Origin of the sequence: Uliginosibacterium sediminicola (genome assembly GCF_039631295.1) — a bacterium.
Taxonomy (GTDB): Bacteria; Pseudomonadota; Gammaproteobacteria; order Burkholderiales; family Rhodocyclaceae; genus Viridibacterium; species Viridibacterium sediminicola.
In genome coordinates, this window is sequence record NZ_JBDIVE010000003.1 from 273,552 (window position 1) to 290,959 (window position 17,408).

At 64.1% G+C, this 17,408-nt stretch carries 15 protein-coding genes and 1 riboswitch; of the genes, 8 read left to right on the plus strand and 7 right to left on the minus strand.

Features of this window, described 5'->3' with window-relative positions; translation table 11 throughout:
* Window positions 1-92: 92 nt before the first annotated feature.
* The 4 genes from ABDB84_RS08215 (at window position 93) to ABDB84_RS08230 (ending at window position 4,427) form a co-directional block, all read left to right on the plus strand.
* Entirely contained in the window at window positions 93-782 is a 690-nt protein-coding gene (locus ABDB84_RS08215; protein ID WP_345919229.1) for a GntR family transcriptional regulator, read from the plus strand.
* Between the two features lie 350 nt (window positions 783-1,132).
* A complete protein-coding gene (gene hemA, locus ABDB84_RS08220) occupies window positions 1,133-2,401 on the plus strand; it encodes a glutamyl-tRNA reductase (RefSeq protein WP_345919230.1) in 1,269 nt (422 codons plus the stop codon).
* The gene (gene prfA / locus ABDB84_RS08225) at window positions 2,398-3,483 is read left to right on the plus strand and encodes a peptide chain release factor 1 (protein WP_345919231.1); all 1,086 of its coding nucleotides are present in this window, start codon (window positions 2,398-2,400) and stop codon (window positions 3,481-3,483) included. The genes hemA and prfA overlap by 4 nt, the downstream gene beginning before the upstream one ends.
* Window positions 3,480-4,427: a HemK/PrmC family methyltransferase gene (locus ABDB84_RS08230; RefSeq protein WP_345919232.1), complete on the plus strand. Its 948-nt coding sequence runs from the start codon at window positions 3,480-3,482 to the stop codon at window positions 4,425-4,427. The genes prfA and ABDB84_RS08230 overlap by 4 nt, the downstream gene beginning before the upstream one ends.
* Here the strand turns inward: ABDB84_RS08230 and ABDB84_RS08235 are convergent.
* From ABDB84_RS08235 to ABDB84_RS08255, 5 genes are read right to left on the minus strand one after another with little or no spacing between them, the layout of a single operon-like run.
* Window positions 4,422-5,651: an MFS transporter gene (locus tag ABDB84_RS08235; protein ID WP_345919233.1), complete on the minus strand. Its 1,230-nt coding sequence runs from the start codon at window positions 5,649-5,651 to the stop codon at window positions 4,422-4,424. The genes ABDB84_RS08230 and ABDB84_RS08235 overlap by 6 nt on opposite strands.
* 3 nt (window positions 5,652-5,654) lie before the next feature.
* Complete coding sequence (locus ABDB84_RS08240) at window positions 5,655-6,077, minus strand: CoA-binding protein (RefSeq protein WP_345919234.1); 423 nt, start codon at window positions 6,075-6,077, stop codon at window positions 5,655-5,657.
* A complete protein-coding gene (locus ABDB84_RS08245; protein ID WP_345919235.1) occupies window positions 6,074-6,961 on the minus strand; it encodes a lysophospholipid acyltransferase family protein in 888 nt (295 codons plus the stop codon). The genes ABDB84_RS08240 and ABDB84_RS08245 overlap by 4 nt, the downstream gene beginning before the upstream one ends.
* Window positions 6,958-7,821 carry a lysophospholipid acyltransferase family protein gene (locus tag ABDB84_RS08250; protein WP_345919236.1) on the minus strand — a complete coding sequence of 288 codons (864 nt, stop codon included), beginning with the start codon at window positions 7,819-7,821 and terminating at the stop codon, window positions 6,958-6,960. Before ABDB84_RS08250 ends, ABDB84_RS08245 begins: the two co-directional genes overlap by 4 nt.
* Before the next feature lie 10 nt (window positions 7,822-7,831).
* Window positions 7,832-9,037, minus strand: coding sequence for an ROK family transcriptional regulator (locus tag ABDB84_RS08255; RefSeq protein WP_345919237.1), 1,206 nt, complete (start codon window positions 9,035-9,037; stop codon window positions 7,832-7,834).
* Window positions 9,038-9,378: 341 nt separating this feature from the next.
* On the opposite strand from ABDB84_RS08255, the gene metK reads away from it, so the two are divergent.
* The 4 genes from metK (at window position 9,379) to metF (ending at window position 15,003) form a co-directional block, all read left to right on the plus strand.
* The gene (gene metK / locus ABDB84_RS08260; RefSeq protein WP_345919238.1) at window positions 9,379-10,545 is read left to right on the plus strand and encodes a methionine adenosyltransferase; all 1,167 of its coding nucleotides are present in this window, start codon (window positions 9,379-9,381) and stop codon (window positions 10,543-10,545) included.
* 624 nt (window positions 10,546-11,169) lie between these two features.
* Window positions 11,170-12,414: a cyclic di-GMP phosphodiesterase gene (locus tag ABDB84_RS08265; protein ID WP_345919239.1), complete on the plus strand. Its 1,245-nt coding sequence runs from the start codon at window positions 11,170-11,172 to the stop codon at window positions 12,412-12,414.
* An 18-nt stretch (window positions 12,415-12,432) separates the two neighbouring features.
* Window positions 12,433-12,529: riboswitch (S-adenosyl-L-homocysteine riboswitch) on the plus strand.
* 110 nt (window positions 12,530-12,639) lie between these two features.
* Window positions 12,640-14,043 carry an adenosylhomocysteinase gene (ahcY, locus tag ABDB84_RS08270; RefSeq protein WP_345919240.1) on the plus strand — a complete coding sequence of 468 codons (1,404 nt, stop codon included), beginning with the start codon at window positions 12,640-12,642 and terminating at the stop codon, window positions 14,041-14,043.
* Window positions 14,044-14,145: 102 nt separating this feature from the next.
* Window positions 14,146-15,003 (plus strand): methylenetetrahydrofolate reductase [NAD(P)H], encoded by an 858-nt coding sequence (metF, locus tag ABDB84_RS08275; protein ID WP_345919241.1) that lies wholly within the window; start codon window positions 14,146-14,148, stop codon window positions 15,001-15,003.
* Between the two features lie 72 nt (window positions 15,004-15,075).
* Here the strand turns inward: metF and ABDB84_RS08280 are convergent, their stop codons facing one another.
* Window positions 15,076-15,666 carry an OmpW/AlkL family protein gene (locus ABDB84_RS08280; RefSeq protein ID WP_345919242.1) on the minus strand — a complete coding sequence of 197 codons (591 nt, stop codon included), beginning with the start codon at window positions 15,664-15,666 and terminating at the stop codon, window positions 15,076-15,078.
* A 131-nt stretch (window positions 15,667-15,797) separates the two neighbouring features.
* Entirely contained in the window at window positions 15,798-17,333 is a 1,536-nt protein-coding gene (gene ubiB, locus ABDB84_RS08285) for a ubiquinone biosynthesis regulatory protein kinase UbiB (protein ID WP_345919243.1), read from the minus strand.
* Between the last annotated feature and the right edge of the window lie 75 nt (window positions 17,334-17,408).

The window sequence follows — 17,408 nt, forward strand, 5'->3', positions numbered from 1 at the left end:
AAATATCACAGAAGTATTAGTGCTATTTCAAGCGAATTTCATGCCATCTCCGTGTTACGATTGGCACTACCGTGCGATTGTTGGGAGGGACTGTGGCCACCGCGAAAAAAAACGCAGTTGCAAACCGGACGGCGCCGCGCAAATCAGGCGACGGCGCGTCGCAAAATGAACTGGCTTATGAACGCCTCAAGGAAGGCCTGACGACGCTTGTCTATCGTCCAGGTGACTACCTCAATACGGCGGCCCTGATGAGCGATCTGCAGCTGGGGCGCACGCCGCTCAATCACGCCCTGCACCGGCTGGCCACGGAAGGTCTGGTGCAGATCATCCCGCGCAAGGGCGTCATGGTCTCGCCATTGTCCATCGATGACGCGCTGCACCTGATCGATGTGCGTCTGGCCAACGAAAGCTTGAGCGCGCGGCTCGGCGCGCGACGCATTACCGCCAGCCAGCTCGACGCCCTGCGCCAGGCTGCCGCAGCGTTTGATCAGGCGGTTGCGGAGCGCGACGTGGCACGCACCATGAGCTGCGACCGTCAATTCCACGAACTGATTGCCGACGCCTCGGGCAACCCCGTACTGATCGAAGTTCTGCGTGTGTTGCATGCGCGTTCGCAACGTTTCTGGGCGATCTCTTTGTCGGCGCCAGGTCATCTCCTTGAAGTGCAGCAAGAGCATCAGATGATCGTCGCCGCGCTGGCGGCTGGCGATGCGGAGGCCGCTGTCGCAAGCGTCGAAGGACACATCCTGTCGTTCCGCCGCTCTTTGCTGCAGGAGCGCTGAGCGAGCCGTTTGGCGCTCCATCCTGTCAGCGCATGCCTTGCTCCCGGCGCCTTGCCATTGGCGGGCGAGGCCACGCTAGGCGCCGCAGCAACAAAGGCGTGAGTCAATCAAGTGCATGGTTTGGGGCAGTGTCCCTTCTTTTGCATCAAGCTGGTGCGGGGGGCGTCAGCTTATCCCGTGCCTGCTCAAAGGCTGCGTCAAAGTGGGCCTGTGCTAAAATCCTGCCGCATCGCAGCGGGCCGACCTCCACCAGGCGTTGGCCCGTTTCATTTTCTGCCCTGCCGAACGAAGCTCCGCATTCCGTCCCAACCTGCAGGCAAGACCTGACGGATAATCGCCCGATGCAGCCCATGCAACTCGTTGCCCTCGGCCTCAACTACCAGACCGCACCTCTCGCCATCCGCGAGCGTGTGGTGTTCCAGCCTGAGCGCCTGGCGGCGGCGCTCTCTGAACTGGTCAGTCAGCCCTTCATTGCCGAGGCGGCGATTGTGTCGACCTGCAACCGCACCGAGCTGTACTGCGCGACCGAAGACGCGCAGAAAGCCGCCGACTGGCTGGCCAGCTACCACCGGCTGAGCCTGCCGGAGATCTCGCCCTACCTCTACACGCACCCGGACGCCGAGGCCGTGCGCCACGTCTTCCGTGTCGCCAGCGGGCTCGATTCGATGGTGCTCGGCGAGCCGCAGATTCTTGGCCAGCTCAAGGAGGCGGCGCGGCAGGCCGAATCCGCAGGCGCCCTGGGCAGCACTCTGCACCGCCTGTTCCAGAAGAGTTTTTCGGTCGCCAAGGATGTGCGCTCGAACACCGCCATCGGTCAGAGCGTGGTGTCGATGGCCGCTGCCGCCGTGCGCCTGTCCGAGCGCATCTTCGGCAGCATGCAGGAAACCCGTGTGCTGTTCATCGGCGCCGGCGAGATGATCGCCCTGGCCGCCGCCCACTTTGCCGCCACTGCGCCGCAGCGCATGAGCGTGGCCAACCGTACTTTCAGCCGTGCCGCGGATCTGGCGCAGCGCATCGGTGGCGATGCGATCGCCCTGTCTTCGGCGGGGGAGCGCCTTGATGAGTTCGATATTGTCATCTCCTGTACCGGCAGTCCGCTGCCCATCATCGGCCGTGGCATGGTCGAGCGCGCCTTGCGCGCACGGCGCCAGAAGCCGATGGTGATGGTCGATCTGGCCGTGCCGCGCGACATCGAGCCCGAGGTGGCAAAACTCTCCGATGTGTTCCTGTACACCGTCGATGATCTGGCGCAGATCGTCTCGCAGGGCAAGGCGACGCGCGAGGCGGCGGTGCAGGAAGCCGAGCAGATCATCAATGCCGGCGTGAGCAGCTTCGCGCAATGGGTCGAGGGCCGCGACGCGGTGCCGGTGATCCGCGCCCTGCGTGGCCATGCCGAGCAGCTGCGGCAGGACGAGCTGGCGCGTGCGCTGCGTGCGCTCGCGCGTGGCGACAAGCCCGAGCAGGTGCTCGAACAGCTCTCGCGCGGGCTGACCAACAAGCTGCTGCACGGGCCCTCGCAATACCTCAATCATGCCGATGGCGAAGAAGCCGCGCAGATCGTGCGCGCGCTGTTCCATCTCGATGCCAGCGCTTCGCCGGGTAACAAAGAACAACAATGAAAACCAGTATCCGTAACAAGTTCGAGCAGCTGCGCGAACGCCTCGAAGAACTCGACGCCCTGCTCGCCAGCGAAGGCGTGACCGGCGATATGGAGCAGTACCGCAAGCTCACCCGCGAGCATGCCGACATCACTCCGGTGGTCAAGCTGTGGCAGGACTTCCTGCGCGCCGAGGCCGACGAGAAGAGCGCTGAAGAGCTACTCGCCGACCCCGAAATGCGCGAGCTGGCACAAAGCGAGCTGAGCGATGCGCGCGAGGCGCAGACGCGCATCGAAGCCGAGTTGCAGATCGCCCTGCTGCCCAAGGACCCGAACGACGAGCGCAATCTGTTCCTCGAAGTGCGCGCCGGCACCGGCGGCGACGAGGCGGCACTGTTCGCCGGCGATTTGCTGCGCATGTACACGCGCTATGCCGAGCGCCAGGGTTGGCGGGTCGAAATCGTCTCGATGAGCGAGTCGGATCTGGGCGGTTACAAGGAAGTGATTGCCCGCGTGGTTGGCCAGGGCGCGTTCTCCAAGCTCAAGTTCGAATCCGGCGGCCACCGCGTGCAGCGCGTGCCGGTCACCGAGACGCAGGGCCGCATCCACACCTCGGCGTGCACCGTCGCGGTGATGCCCGAGGCCGACGAAGTGGCCGAAGTAAACATCAACCCGGCCGACCTGCGCATCGACACCTTCCGCGCCAGCGGCGCCGGCGGGCAGCACATCAACAAAACCGACTCGGCGGTGCGCATCACCCACATCCCGACCGGCATCGTTGTCGAATGTCAGGACGACCGCTCGCAGCACCGCAACAAGGCGCAGGCGATGAGCGTGCTCGCCTCGCGCATCATGGACGCACAAACCCGCGCCGCGCAGCAGAAGGAAGCGGCGACGCGCAAGAGCCTGATCGGCAGCGGCGACCGTTCCGAGCGCATCCGCACCTACAATTTCCCGCAGGGGCGCATTACCGATCACCGCATCAATGTCACGCTGTACAAACTCGACGCGGCGATGGACGGCGACATCGGCGAACTCATCGATGCGCTGATCACCGAGCACCAGACCGAGCTGCTCGCCGCGCTGACCGAAGACAACGCATGAGCCTGCCGGCCACGCTGGGCGAAGCGCTGGCCTGGGCGCGTGCGCGCATCGACGCGGTGGATGCCAAAGTGCTGCTGCGCGAAGCCAGCGGCGCCAGCGCTGCGGCCCTGGTCGCCTTTGCCGAGCGTGCACTGCCTGCCGAGGCGGCGGCACGCTTCGTCGATTGGGTCACGCGCCGCGAGGCTGGCGAGCCGGTGGCGCATATCCTTGGCTGCCGCGAGTTCTACGGTCAGCTGTTGCGCGTCACGCCGGATACGCTGATTCCACGGCCGGAGACGGAGTTGCTGGTGGAGTTGGCGTTATCCATGATCGCACCGCTCCCCCTCTCCCGGCCTGACGGCCACCCTCTCCCCCAGGGAGAGGGAACGGCAGACGCCGGGCCTGCTCGCAGCAGTTCCCTCCCCCCGGGGGGAGGGTGGCCGGAGGCCGGGAGAGGGGCGGGCGCCAAAGCTGCGCGTGTCCTCGATCTGGGCACCGGCAGCGGCGCCATCGCCATTGCCATTGCGCTCGCGAGCGAAGCTCAGGTCAGCGCCATCGACGCCTCGGCCGCCGCGCTGAGCGTGGCGCAAGACAATGCGCAGCGATTGTCGGCGCCAGTGCGCTACCTGCACGGCAGCTGGTTTGCGCCGGTCGCCGGCGAGCGCTTCGATCTCATCGTCACCAATCCGCCCTACATCGCGGAAGGCGATGCGCATCTGGCCCAGGGCGACGTGCGCTTCGAGCCGCGCAGCGCGCTGACATCCGGGGCGGATGGGCTCGACGATATTCGCCTGATCATTACCCAGGCGCCTTTGCATCTGAATGCCGGTGGGCTGCTGCTGATCGAGCATGGCTACGATCAGGCTGCGGCGGTGCGCGATCTGCTTGGCGCCGCCGGCTTCGGCCAGGTGCAGTCCTGGCGCGATCTGGCCGGCATCGAGCGGGTCAGCGGCGGCTGCTTATGAGATCCGCTTGACCTTGCTGCCCGCCCAGATGGCGAACAGGCCGATGGCGCAGGCGAGTACCCCGACCCATTCAAAGTGCAGCAGGCGGCCAGCTTCGTCGGTGCTGAGGATCAGGCCGGCGATAAAGGCTGCACTGCCCGAGCCGAAGTTCTGTACCGCAGAACTGAAGGCCATCACCCGGCCACGGAAGCGCGCCTCGGTGGAGGCGGTGGTCATCGCCATGGCGGGGATGAAACGGCCGCTGACCAGCACGAAGAACAGCATCGCAAAGAGCAGCTGCCAGGGCAGGGACAGCGGCAGGGTGAGGGTGACCAGCATCATCGGAATACAGGAGACGATGATCACGCAGCTGAGCACGCGGATATAGGGATACTTGTCGGTCAGGCGGCCGAGGATGGGACGCGAGATCAGGGTGCCGGCGCCGCCGACGAGGTAGATCCAGCTCAGCTGGGCCTGGCTTAGCCCGACATTGGCGACCAGCGCAGGCGCGATGTAGGGAATGATCAGGAAGCCCGAGAACATCAGCAGGAAGTTCAGCACGAAGGCACGCCAGTGGTTGGGCACGGCGAGCAGCTCGCGCCAGCTTTGCAGCAGGCTTTGCGCCGGCGCGTTGGCGCGTGCCACGAGGTGGCCGCGCACGCTGGGCACCCAGCGCCAGGCGACGACGCCGATGATCAGACACAGCACGGTAAGCGCCACGAAGGGCATGCGCCAGCCATAGTGCGCGGCAATGAACAGCCCGGCCGGCACGCCCGCCACGGCGGCCAGCGAAAAGCCCAGCATGACCACACTCATGGCGCGGCCACGGCGCTGCATCGGGATCACATCCCCGACGATGGCGAGGGTGATCGAGCCGAGCACGCCGCCGAACAGCCCGGCCAGCGCGCGCGCCGCGAGCAGGGCGGTCGGGCCGTGGGCCAGCGCACAGCCCAGGGTCGAGACGGCCAGGCCGGCAAAGGTGAATAACAGGGCGTGGCGGCGATCAAAGCGATCAGCAATGGCCGCCGCGAGCAGGGACGAAGCCGCCGCCGCGATGGCGTAAGCCGATATGACCAGGCCGAAATGCGCGGTGCCGATCTGCATCTCGCGCATCAGGTCGGAGGACAGCGGCATGATGATCATGAAGTCCACGATGGTCGTGAACTGCACCAGCATGAGGGTCCACAAAAGGATTCTTTCGGCCAGCGATTCCTCGCTGCCGACTGTGTTGGGGGTGGTTTTCATTTTTTATCTAAGAAAGCGCAGGGCGTCACGCCATACGCAGCGGTTCATGATGACTTCGATGCCCGCAGCTTGCGCACGCAAGGCCTCGGCCTCGTTGATCACGCCATCTTGCAGCCACAGGCGGGGGGCGCCGATGGCGATGGCGTCATCGACGATGGGCGCCAGCGTATCAGGATTGCGGAAAACGTCGACCAGATCGATGGCGAACGGGATCTCGCGCAAGCTGGCATAGGCTTTTTCGCCGAGCACTTCGCTGAGCAGCGGGCGCACCGGCACGATCTGCCAGCCAAAGTGGCGCTGCATGCTGGCCGCCACGCCATAACTGGGGCGCGCCGGATTGGGCGACAGGCCGACCACGGCGACGGTCTTCACCGTGCGCAAGAGTTCGGCGATGCGCGCCTCGTCAGGGTTGCGGAAGCGGCTCAATAGAATCTCGCCTCGCCTTCGGGCCGTGTCTTGAAGCGCTTGTGCACCCAGTAGTACTGCGTCGGACTCTTGCGTACTTCGGCTTCGATCCAGGCGTTCATGCGCGTGGTGTCGGCGACGATGTCCTCGGACGGGAAGTCTTGCCAGGGCGTGCCGAACTCAGCGACATAGCCTTGTCCCCAGGGTTTCATGCGCACCACCAGCGGCACCACCACGGCGTCGGCCAGGCGGGCGATGCGCGACAAGCCGGGAATGGTCGCCGTCTGCACGCCGAAAAAGGGCACGAAGATCGATTCCTTGGGGCCGTAGTCGAGGTCGGGCAGGTAATAGAACGGGCGGCCTTTCTTCATTGCCCGCACCGCGCCGCGAATGCCTTCCTGACGCGACAGCAGGGCCTGGTCGCGAAAGCGCGTGCGGCCGCGCAGCAGCATCTTTTCGAGCAGCTTGTTGAGCTGGGCGGCGTACATGCTGACGCAGTCGAGCTCCATCGCCATGCGGCTGCCGGCCATGTCGAGACCCACGAAGTGCGGCACCAGCATCACCACGGCGCGGCCCTCGGCGTGCAAGGCGTGAATCTGCTCGACGCCGCGCAGTTCGACGAGGCGGCGGATGCGTGCCTCGCTGGCCCACCAGATGATGCCGCGTTCGAGCATCGAGCGCGTCACCGCAACGAAGATCTGCCGCGTCATGCGCCGCCGCTCGGCCGTGCTCAGCTCGGGAAAGCTCAGGCGCAGATTGGTCATCACCACGCGCCGTCGCGGCGCCACCAGCACGTATAGCAAATGCCCGAGCAGCCAGCCGAAGGCGGCCTGCACAGGCAGCGGCAGCCAGTGCAGCAGCCACATGAAAGCGAGAAAGAGCGAAGTGAAGAAGTACGAAATCATTGCGCAGGCGGCGGTTCGGCACCAGCCGGAGTCTTGTAGCGGTTATAGCCCCACAGGTATTGCGTCGGGCATTTGAGGATCAGGGTTTCGATATTGCGATTGATGCTGTGCACGCGCTCTTCCAGCGTGCCGCTGGGCGCTTCGTCCGGGGTCTCGACATGGATACACCAACCCTTGCCGACAACGCGCTCGGCCCAGAACAGCACCACCGCAGCATTGCTCACCTCGCTCAAGCGGGCAGCGAGGGTCATGGTGTAGGCCGGTTTGCCGAAGAACGGCGACCACAGGCCTTCGCCCTTGCCCGGCGCCTGGTCCGGCAGCAGGCCGGTGGCTTCGCCCTGGCGCAGCGCCTTGATCAGGCGTCGCACACCCGACAGATCGGCGGGCGCCAGGCGGATGCTGCCCTGCTCGCGCCCGGCACGCAGGATCGGTTCGATCATCGCCTGCTTGGGCGGCCGGTAGAGCACGGTCATCGGCATGCGCTCACCGATGTAGAGCGAGATGATCTCGAAACAGCCCAGATGCGGGGTCAGCGCTACGATGGCCTTGCCCTCGGCACGCAGGGCCTCGACCTTGTCCCAGCCTTCAACCGCCAGGACGTGGCCGAGTACGCGCGCCAGCGGTCGCTGCCAGATATAGGGCAGCTCGAACATCATGCGTCCGGTTTCGGCAGCGGTGCGGCGGATTTCCGCAGCCTGCGGCGGCCGGCCGAGGCCTCGCGTCATGTTGGCGATCAGGCGCTGGCGATAACTGGCTGAGGCGTAGAGCACCAGCAGCCCGGCCGTAGCGCCGAGCCAGTGCAGTTTGCGCAGCGAGAGGCGGCCAAGCCAGCGGAACAGAAGCGGAATCAGTTTTTTCAAACGAGACGTCTCAAGCAAGGATGCTCAGGGAAGTGGGCGCTGTTTCAAGCGCCTCGCGTTCGATCGGGCAGCTCAGCAGCACGTGCAGCGCGGCCGCGGCGGCGCCCAGGGCGAGCGTATTGTGCGCCAAGCTTACCAGCTTGATGGTCTTGGCTGCGGAGTGGCGGCGCGCGCAGGCGCTCAGCATGGCCTGCGCCGAGGCCAGATACGGGCCGCTGAGGCGGAAGGCCGGCCCGCCGACCAGGATGTGGGAGGGGTCGAAGAGCCGGTCCAGGTCCGCCAGCAGGCGTCCGAGCTGGCTGCCGGCTTCACGCTGCACCGCATGGGCGGCTACCTCGCCGGCGGCGCTGGCCGCTTCCAGCGCGGCCAGATCCTGCCCGAAGGCGGCACACATGGCGGGCAGGGACATCAGGGTGTTGGCACAGCCACGCTGCCCACAGCGGCACAGTGGGCCATCGGCCTGCATCTGCAGGTGGGCGATGGAACCGGCGACGCCGTTGTGACCACGCAGGATGCGCTGATGGGCGACCACCGAAGCGGCCACGCCTTCGCCGACATGGACATACAACAGCGGGCCCTCACCCTCAATTTTTTCCCGCTCGAAGTGAAGGAAGGCGGTGCAATTGACAGCGCGTTCAAGTATCAGCGGCAGTCTGTGCAGCCCCGCGTCGGCGAGGCGGGCGTGCAGCATGTCGCGGATCGGCGCGTCGTGCCAACCGGTCTGTTCCGAGTAGCGCAACACGCCGCGTGCTTCGTCGACCGTGCCAGGCACGCCCAAGCCGATGCCGACGATCTGCTGCCGCGCGGGATCCAGTGTGGCCGCGAAACGGGTGATCAGTGCGGCCAGGGTGTCGAGCACCGTGCCGAGCTCGCGATCAGCCGGGGCGAGGAAAGTTTCGCGCAGTTCTCCACGCAGCGAGGTGGCCACCAGCTCGATCTGCTGGTTGTTGATACTCGCGCCGAGTACGAACTTGCGCGTCTGGTCCAGGTGCAGCGGGGTTGGGCGGCGGCCGGTGTGGGTCGGGGTCGGGGTGGGCGATTCGTCCAGCCAGCCCTCCTCGATCAGCGCTTCGACCAGATGGCCGATGGTCGATTTGGTGAGCCGGACGACGCTCGCCACCTCGCTGCGCGAAATGCCGGGATGCGCGCGGACGGCGCGCAGGATGGCCAGCTGATTGAGGCGCTTGACGAGCTGCTGATTGCCTGTGATGACCATTGAAATGACACTATGAACCGCGGGTACGGGGCTGTGCTGAAATCAGCTGGCTGCGGGAGCGGAACATGACGCTGGCCAGGCATCGCGGCTGGCCGCACTTGCAGGGCGCTGCGGCCGATCTTCTTATGGATCGCGCCCAAGGTCAATGCCGCTGCGCAAGCTTCTTGCGTGCGGCAGCGTGGCGAGCGTTATAATCATGCGAACCGCCGAGTTAAAACGACAACTTGCAGGGCGGCAAGTCTGGCTAGTGCGCCGACTCAAATACTGCTAAAGCGTCGCTTGCTCATACCCCGGAGCTGGCAGCGCGCCATCTACGGGGTTTTTCGTTTGCGGAGCACAATATGGCGAATGAATTTTTGTTTTCTTCCGAATCGGTCTCCGAAGGCCATCCGGACAAGGTTGCCGACCAGATTTCCGATGCGGTGCTCGACGCCGTGCTGTCCAGCGATCCGGCCGGCCGTGTGGCCTGCGAGACTCTGGTGTCCACCGGCCTGGTGGTGATCTCCGGTGAAATCACCACCAATGCCCACATCAATTACCGCGAGATCGCGCAGAACACGGTCAAGCGCATCGGCTATGACGATTCCGATATCGGTTTCGACTACAAGAGCTGCGCCATCCTCACCGCCATCAATCGCCAGTCGCCGGACATCGCACAAGGCGTCAATGAAGGTGAAGGCCTCGATCTGGAGCAGGGCGCAGGCGACCAGGGCCTGATGTTTGGCTATGCCAGCAATGAAACGGCGCAGCTGATGCCGCTGCCGATCTACTATGCGCACCGCATCATGCAGCGCCAGGCCGAAGTGCGTAAGGACGGCCGTCTGCCCTGGCTGCGTCCGGACGCCAAGAGCCAGCTGACCGTCAAATACGTCGATGGCAAGCCGGTGGCAATCGACACCGTGGTGGTGTCCACCCAGCATAGCCCGGACATCGAGCACAAGGAACTGAGCGAGGCGGTGATCGAAGAGATCATCAAGCCGGTGCTGCCGCCCGAGTTGCTGCAAGGCAATGTGCGTTACCTCGTCAATCCGACCGGCCGCTTCGTCGTGGGCGGCCCGCACGGCGACTGCGGTCTGACCGGCCGCAAGATCATCGTCGACACCTACGGTGGCATGGGCCGTCACGGTGGTGGCGCCTTCTCGGGCAAGGATCCGTCCAAGGTCGACCGCTCGGCGGCCTACGCCGGTCGTTACGTCGCCAAGAACATCGTCGCCGCCGGTCTGGCCGACCGCGTCGAAGTGCAGGTCGCCTACGCCATCGGCGTCGCCCGCCCGGTTTCGCTGTCGGTCAATACCTTTGGTACCGGCAAGATCAGTGACGAGAAGATCGTCGCCCTGATCGAACAGCATTTCGACCTGCGCCCCAAGGGCATCATCCAGTCCCTCAACCTGCTGCGCCCGATCTACTCCAAGACCGCCGCCTACGGCCACTTCGGCCGCGACGAACCGGAGTTCACCTGGGAAAGCACGGACAAGGCGGCAGCGCTGCGCGCTGACGCCGGTCTCTGAGCGAAGCGAAGAGGCCCGGGGCGTAAGCCCCGAGGCGTCCGTGCTTCGGGGAGTGCTGGCGTAGCCAGCGCGACCCAAAATGAGCTGAATGAGGGCCGCGAGAGCGGCCCTCGTCACGAGCAGAGCGAGTGGGCAGCGCTGCGCGCTGACGCCGGTCTCTGAGCGAAGCGAAGAGGCCCGGGGCGTAAGCCCCGAGGCGTCCGTGCTTCGGGGAGTGCTGGCGTAGCCAGCGCGACCCAAAATGAGCTGAATGAGGGCCGCGAGAGCGGCCCTCGTCACGAGCAGAGCGAGTGGGCAGCGCTGCGCGCTGACGCCGGTCTCTGAGCGAAGCGAAGAGGCCCGGGGCGCAAGCCCCGAGGCGTCCGTGCTTCGGGGAGTGCTGGCGCAGCCAGCGCGACCCAAAATGAGCTGAATGAGGGCTGCGTGAGCGGCCCGGATCTTCAGCGTGTGAGTGCGCTTGGATAGGCTTTTGTCGGTTCCAACCAAAATAAGCTGAAAAGGGTCGCGTAAGCGGCCCTTTTTCTCGTCCTTTCCGGTCTTGGGTGGCCGCTTGGCTTGCGTAAACTGCAGCATTCTTGGCTTCCTTCGCGTCGTCCGGGTGGCCGCAGGCCGCTCCTTTCAGTCATGCTCAAGCGCGTTCGTTGTGATCAGCTCCGTGTTGGAATGTTTCTTCATGAACTTTGTGGTTCCTGGATGGATCATCCGTTCTGGCGCAGCGCGTTCCTGCTCTCTTCGCAGCAGGAGCTGGACAGTCTGCGCAATAGCGCAATCCGCGAGGTCTGGATCGATACGGCCAAAGGCCTGGATGTGGCGGCCGATGAGACCCCGCCCGACGAAGATCTGGCGAGTGTCGAGCGGGCAGTAGAAGTCGAGTTGCTTGAGTTGGCAGAGAGTCCGGCCGTGCCGGCGCCGTGCTCGATGGCGGAGGAATTGCAGCGCGCTTCGCGCATCTGTCGCAAGGCCAAGGATGCCGTGCAGTCGATGTTCAGCGAAGCACGCATGGGCAAGGCGCTGGACACGGCGGATGCCTTGCCGCTGGTGGAGGAAATCTCCAATTCGGTGATGCGTAATCCCGGCGCCCTGATCAGCCTGGCGCGCCTGAAGACCAAGGACAACTACACCTACATGCATTCGGTGGCGGTCTGCGCGCTGATGGTGGCCTTGTCGCGCCAGCTCGGGCAGGACGCCCAGCAGACGCGTGAGGCTGGCATGGCCGGCTTGCTACATGATCTGGGCAAGATGTGGATTCCGCCGGAAATCCTCAACAAGCCAGGGCGGCTGACGGATGCCGAGTTCGATGTGGTGCGCCGTCATCCGCTGGAAGGCTGGCAGGCTTTGCGCGAGGCGCAGGGGGTGAGCGAAGTCACCCTCGATGTCTGCCTCCACCACCATGAAAAAATGGATGGCAGCGGCTACCCGCATCACTTGCCGGCCGCGCAGATCAGCTTGTTTGCGCGCATGGGCGCGGTCTGCGATGTGTATGACGCGATTACCTCCAACCGGCCCTACAAAAAGGGTTGGTGTCCGGCCGAATCGCTGCGCAAGATGACCGAGTGGTGCAAAGGGCATTTCGATGAAGACATCTTCCACGCTTTCGTGCGCAGCCTCGGCATCTACCCCATCGGTTCCCTGCTGCGTTTGAAGTCCGGGCGCATTGCCGTGGTGATCGAGCAGTCCGGCACGTCCTTGCTGGCGCCCATCGTGCTGGCTTTCTTCTCGACGCGCAGCAATGCCCGCATCATCCCGGTGATTGTCGATCTGTCCGAGAAAAGCTGTCGCGACGGCATTGCCGGGCGCGAAGATCCTGCGAAGTGGAACTTCCCCGACCTCGATGCGCTGTGGCTGGGAGAGATGGCAAGGATCACTTGAGGCGGCTATAATCCGATTTCTTCCGAGGAGCGCTGCGAGAAGGCGGAGACGCAATCCACCCTCCCAGGCTCGGAACCTGGCCCTGTCCAGGCTGTTTCAACTGCGCTCACCTGTCAAACCGTGCCGGGCACGGGGACGGAATCGCTGGCCCGCGCTGGCACTTCCTCAGGTGAGCCGCATCGCAAGCTCCCCTCCCTCCCGGCCACACTGTTCAAGGAGAACACCGTGGCTGAAAATTTTTCCGATTACGTCATTGCCGATCTCAAGCTCGCCGACTGGGGCCGCAAAGAGATCCTCATCGCTGAAACCGAAATGCCGGGCCTGATGGCCATTCGCGAAGAGTTCGCGAGCACGCAGCCGCTCAAGGGCGCGCGCATCACCGGCAGTCTGCACATGACGATCCAGACCGCCGTGCTGATCGAGACGCTCACTGCGCTCGGCGCTGAAGTACGCTGGGCCTCGTGCAACATTTTCTCGACGCAGGACCATGCGGCGGCGGCGATTGCGGCGGCCGGCATTCCGGTGTTCGCGGTCAAGGGCGAGTCGCTCACCGAGTACTGGGATTACACGCACCGCATTTTCGAGTGGGCCGATGGCGGCTACTCGAACATGATTCTCGATGATGGCGGCGATGCAACCTTGCTGCTGCATCTGGGCGCCAAGGCCGAGAAAGATCTGTCGGTGCTGGCCGATCCGAAGTCGGAAGAAGAGACGATTCTCTTTGCCGCGATCAAGGCCAAGCTGGGGCAGGACGCGAGCTGGTACTCGACGCGTCTGGCACAGATCAAGGGCGTGACCGAAGAGACCACCACCGGCGTGCATCGTTTGTATCAGATGCATCAGCGTGGCGACCTCAAGTTCCCGGCGATCAACGTCAATGACTCGGTCACCAAGTCCAAGTTCGACAATCTCTATGGCTGCCGTGAATCCCTGGTCGACGGCATCAAGCGCGCCACCGATGTGATGATTGCCGGCAAGGTTGCCGTGGTGTGTGGCTATGGCGACGTGGGCAAGGGCTCGGCGCAGGCGCTGCGCGCGCTGTCCGCCCAGGTCTGGGTCACCGAGATCGACCCGATCTGTGCCCTGCAAGCGGCCATGGAAGGTTACCGCGTGGTGACCATGGAGTATGCCGCCGACAAGGCTGACATCTTCGTCACCACCACCGGCAATTTCCACGTCATCACCCACGAGCATCTGGTGGCGATGAAGAACAATGCCATCGTCTGCAACATCGGTCACTTCGACAACGAGATCGATGTCGCTTCGCTGGAAAAGTACCAGTGGGAAGAGATCAAGCCGCAGGTCGACCACGTGATCTTCCCCGACGGCAAGCGCATCATCCTGCTGGCCAAGGGTCGCCTGGTGAATCTGGGCTGCGCCACCGGCCACCCCAGCTATGTGATGAGCTCCAGCTTCGCCAACCAGACCATCGCGCAGATCGAGCTGTTCACCAAGACGGCGGAGTATCCGGTGGGCGTGTACACCCTGCCCAAGCATCTTGATGAAAAGGTCGCCCGTCTGCAGCTGAAGACGCTCAACGTGCAGCTGAGCACGCTGCGTCCGGACCAGGCGGCCTACATCGGCGTGCCGATCGAAGGTCCGTACAAGGCCGATCATTATCGCTATTGATTGACTGAGCGAGGGGCGGGGAAGCAGTGCTGTACGGCTGCCTTGCCCGTCCTTTCCTTCTCCGAATTTCATTTCGGCTCACGAAATGATGGACACGCTACGATGAACTCCCCACTCCCCACTCCTCACTCCGCGCTGCAATTTAGCGTCGAGTTCTTTCCGACGGCGACGCCCGAAGGCCTCGTCAAGCTGCGTGGCGTGCGTGACCAGCTCGCTGCACTGGGCCCGGAGTTCTTCTCCGTGACCTATGGCGCCGGCGGTTCGACGCGTGACCGCACGCTGCAGATCGTGCGCGAGATCCGTGCTGCAGGGCTGGATGCCGCACCGCATCTGTCGTGCATCGGCGCCACCGAAGCGAGCATCCGCGAACATCTGGCCGAGTTTCGCGAAGTTGGTGCCAAGCGCATTGTCGCGCTGCGTGGTGACTTGCCTTCGGGGATGGCCGATCCCGGCGAATTCCGTTATGCCAGCGAACTGGTGGCCTTCATCCGGCGCGAGTCGGGCGATGAGTTCCGCATCGAGGTCGCCGCCTATCCCGAGGTACATCCGCAGGCGCGCAGCGCAGCCAGCGATCTGCAGGCCTTCCTCACCAAGGTGCGTGCCGGCGCCAATTCAGCGATCACGCAGTATTTCTACAATGCGGATGCCTACTTCCGCTTTGTCGACGAAGTGCGCGCTGCCGGTGTCGACATTCCCATCGTGCCGGGCATCATGCCGATTGCCAGTTTCAGCAAGCTGGCGCGCTTTTCCGAGAGCTGTGGTGCGGAAATTCCGCAATGGATGCGCCGCCGCTTCGAGGCTTATGGTGATGATGCCGAAAGCATCCGTGCGTTCGGGCTTGATGTGGTCAGTCAGCTGTGCGAGCGTCTGCTGGCCGGCGGTGCGCCAAGCCTGCATTTCTATACGCTCAACCAGGCCAATCTCACCACGGCATTGATTGAACGCCTGCAGTCGAAGTAAGCGCCACCACAAAGAAAAAGCCCTCGTCGCTGGCTGCGCAGCGACGAGGGCTTTTTGCTTTTCTGTGCCGGCTTAGAAGCGGTAGCCGAAGCCGATGCCGAACAGCAGCGGATCGACATGCAGGGTGCCGACCTTGTTGCCATTGGCCTTCACATCGGTCGCGATTTTGACCTTCTTGACGTCGAAGTTCAGCGAGGTCTGCTTGGTCAGCGCGACATCGAAACCTGCTTGCAGCGCGTAGCCGAAGCTGTTCTTGTCGATGCTGAAGCCGTCCGGCAGGCTCACGCTGGAAATGCGCGTGTAGTTCAGGCCCGCGCCCACGTACGGCCGGAACGAAGATTCGGGCGTGAAGTGGTATTGCAGGGTGAGTGTCGGCGGCAATTGCTTGAGGCTGCCGATCTTGGTGCTGCCGGCCTTGATGTCGTGCTTTTGCGGATAGGTCAGGATCAGCTCAGTGGCGATGTTCTTGGTGATGAAGTACGAGATGTCGACTTCAGGCAGGAACTTGCCATTGACGTTCAGATTCAGTGGTGTGGTGTCGTGGTTATCGGGTGCCAGGTAGATGGCGCGAGCACGTACCAGCCAGGGCGAGTCGCCCGCTGCACTGGCGATCTGGGTGGCGCAGGCTGCCAGAAGGGCAGCGGCGATCAGCTTGTATTTCATTCAATTACTCCGCGTCACGGGGACAACCCCCATGCAGCGATTTCACGCGGAATCGGTCCGGCGTAACTTGATGAAAATCAAACAGCGCGGACGTACATGCATTGTGGAAAACGCTTAAAAGTGAGCCCCTGTCAGCGCAAAAGCAGCGCCAGCACAAGCCCGCAGAGCAGCAGCAGGGTGGCCACGCATGCATAGATCATTTTCTGCTGAGCTTCGATGCGCCGCCCCATGTTCTCCAGTGCGCGGCGTGCCTGTTCCGTGCTGTTGTCCTGCAAGGCCTGATGCATCAGGCGCGGCAGTTGGGGCAGGGTGCCAGCCCAGTTGGGCGCTTCATCACGCAGGTGGCGCAGCAGGGCGCGCGGCCCGACCTGATCGCTCATCCAGCGTTCGAGGAAGGGCTTGGCGGTGGCCCACAGGTCCAGATCCGGATTGAGCTGGCGACCGAGCCCTTCGATATTGAGCAAGGTCTTTTGCAGCATCACCAGTTGCGGCTGCACTTCCATCTGGAAGCGGCGCGCGGTCTGGAACAGGCGCAGCAGGGTCTTGCCGAAAGAGATGTCCTTGAGCGGCTTGTCGAAGATCGGCTCACAGACGGCGCGGATGGCGCTCTCGAATTCATCGACGCGCGTGCCCGGCGGCACCCAGCCGGCGTCGACGTGCGCCTGTGCGACGCGCTTGTAATCGCGCTTGAAGAAGGCGAGGAAGTTCTGCGCCAGGTACTGCTTGTCGCGGTCGGTGAGGGTGCCCATGATGCCGAAGTCCAGCGCGATGTACTGGCCCCGGCGCACGCCTTCGGTGGCGACGAGGATGTTGCCCGGATGCATGTCGGCATGGAAGAAGCCGTCGCGGAACACCTGCGTGAAGAAGATTTCGACACCGGCGCGCGACAGGGCGGCCAGATCGACACCGAGTGCGCGCATGGTGTCGATCTGCGAGATCGGAATGCCGTGCATGCGCTGCATCACCATCACCGACTTGCCGCAAAAATCCCAATACACTTCGGGCACTTGCAGCTGGGTCGAGTCCTTGAAGTTGCGCCGCAGCTGCGAGCAGTTGGCCGCTTCGCGCATCAGGTCCAGCTCGTCGTCTAGATGCTTGGCGAATTCGGCGACCACTTCGCGTGGTTTGAGGCGGCGGCCGTCGACCCACAGGCGTTCGATCAGCGCGGCGGCGGTGTCGAGCAGGGCCAGATCCTTGGCGATGATGCTCTCGATGCCGGGGCGCAGGATCTTGATGGCGACCTCGGTACCGTCCGGTAGCGCGCCGAAATGCACCTGCGCAATCGAGGCCGATGCCACCGGCTGCATGTCGAAGCGGGCGAACACCTCATTGACCGTGCGGCCGTATTCGGCCTCCAGGCGCGCCAGGGCTTGGTCGGTCGGGAAGGGCGGGACGCGGTCCTGCAGCTTGGCCAGCTCGTCGGCGAGCGCCGGGGCGAGCAGGTCGCGGCGGGTCGACAGCATCTGGCCGAACTTGACGAAGATCGGGCCGAGCGATTCGAGCGCCAGGCGCAAACGGACTTCCGGCGCTTCGCTGAAACTGCGTGCAGGCAGCACGCGGCGCAGGCAAGCGCCCACGCGGGTAGTCGCCGTACGGTCGAGGATCATCTGATCCAGACCGTGGCGCAGGGCAACCAGGCTGATGCGGGCAAGACGAAGGAGGCGCACTTTTCTGTCGGCAGAGGCAGGGATTCGCGATGGTAGTGCATTTTGCGCAGCGCGGTGCGGCGGCTGCGGCGGCGA

Excerpts from the sequence above, each read along its gene's own strand:
- ABDB84_RS08265 (WP_345919239.1), top strand. The coding sequence starts at position 11,170 with ATGCTCAAGCGCGTTCGTTGTGATCAGCTCCGTGTTGGAATGTTTCTT.
- metF (WP_345919241.1), top strand. The coding sequence starts at position 14,146 with ATGAACTCCCCACTCCCCACTCCTCACTCCGCGCTGCAATTTAGCGTC.
- ABDB84_RS08255 (WP_345919237.1), bottom strand. The coding sequence starts at position 9,037 with ATGGTCATCACAGGCAATCAGCAGCTCGTCAAGCGCCTCAATCAGCTG.
- hemA (WP_345919230.1), top strand. The coding sequence starts at position 1,133 with ATGCAACTCGTTGCCCTCGGCCTCAACTACCAGACCGCACCTCTCGCC.
- metK (WP_345919238.1), top strand. The coding sequence starts at position 9,379 with ATGGCGAATGAATTTTTGTTTTCTTCCGAATCGGTCTCCGAAGGCCAT.
- ABDB84_RS08280 (WP_345919242.1), bottom strand. The coding sequence starts at position 15,666 with ATGAAATACAAGCTGATCGCCGCTGCCCTTCTGGCAGCCTGCGCCACC.
- ABDB84_RS08235 (WP_345919233.1), bottom strand. The coding sequence starts at position 5,651 with ATGAAAACCACCCCCAACACAGTCGGCAGCGAGGAATCGCTGGCCGAA.
- prfA (WP_345919231.1), top strand. The coding sequence starts at position 2,398 with ATGAAAACCAGTATCCGTAACAAGTTCGAGCAGCTGCGCGAACGCCTC.
- ABDB84_RS08230 (WP_345919232.1), top strand. The coding sequence starts at position 3,480 with ATGAGCCTGCCGGCCACGCTGGGCGAAGCGCTGGCCTGGGCGCGTGCG.
- ABDB84_RS08245 (WP_345919235.1), bottom strand. The coding sequence starts at position 6,961 with ATGATTTCGTACTTCTTCACTTCGCTCTTTCTCGCTTTCATGTGGCTG.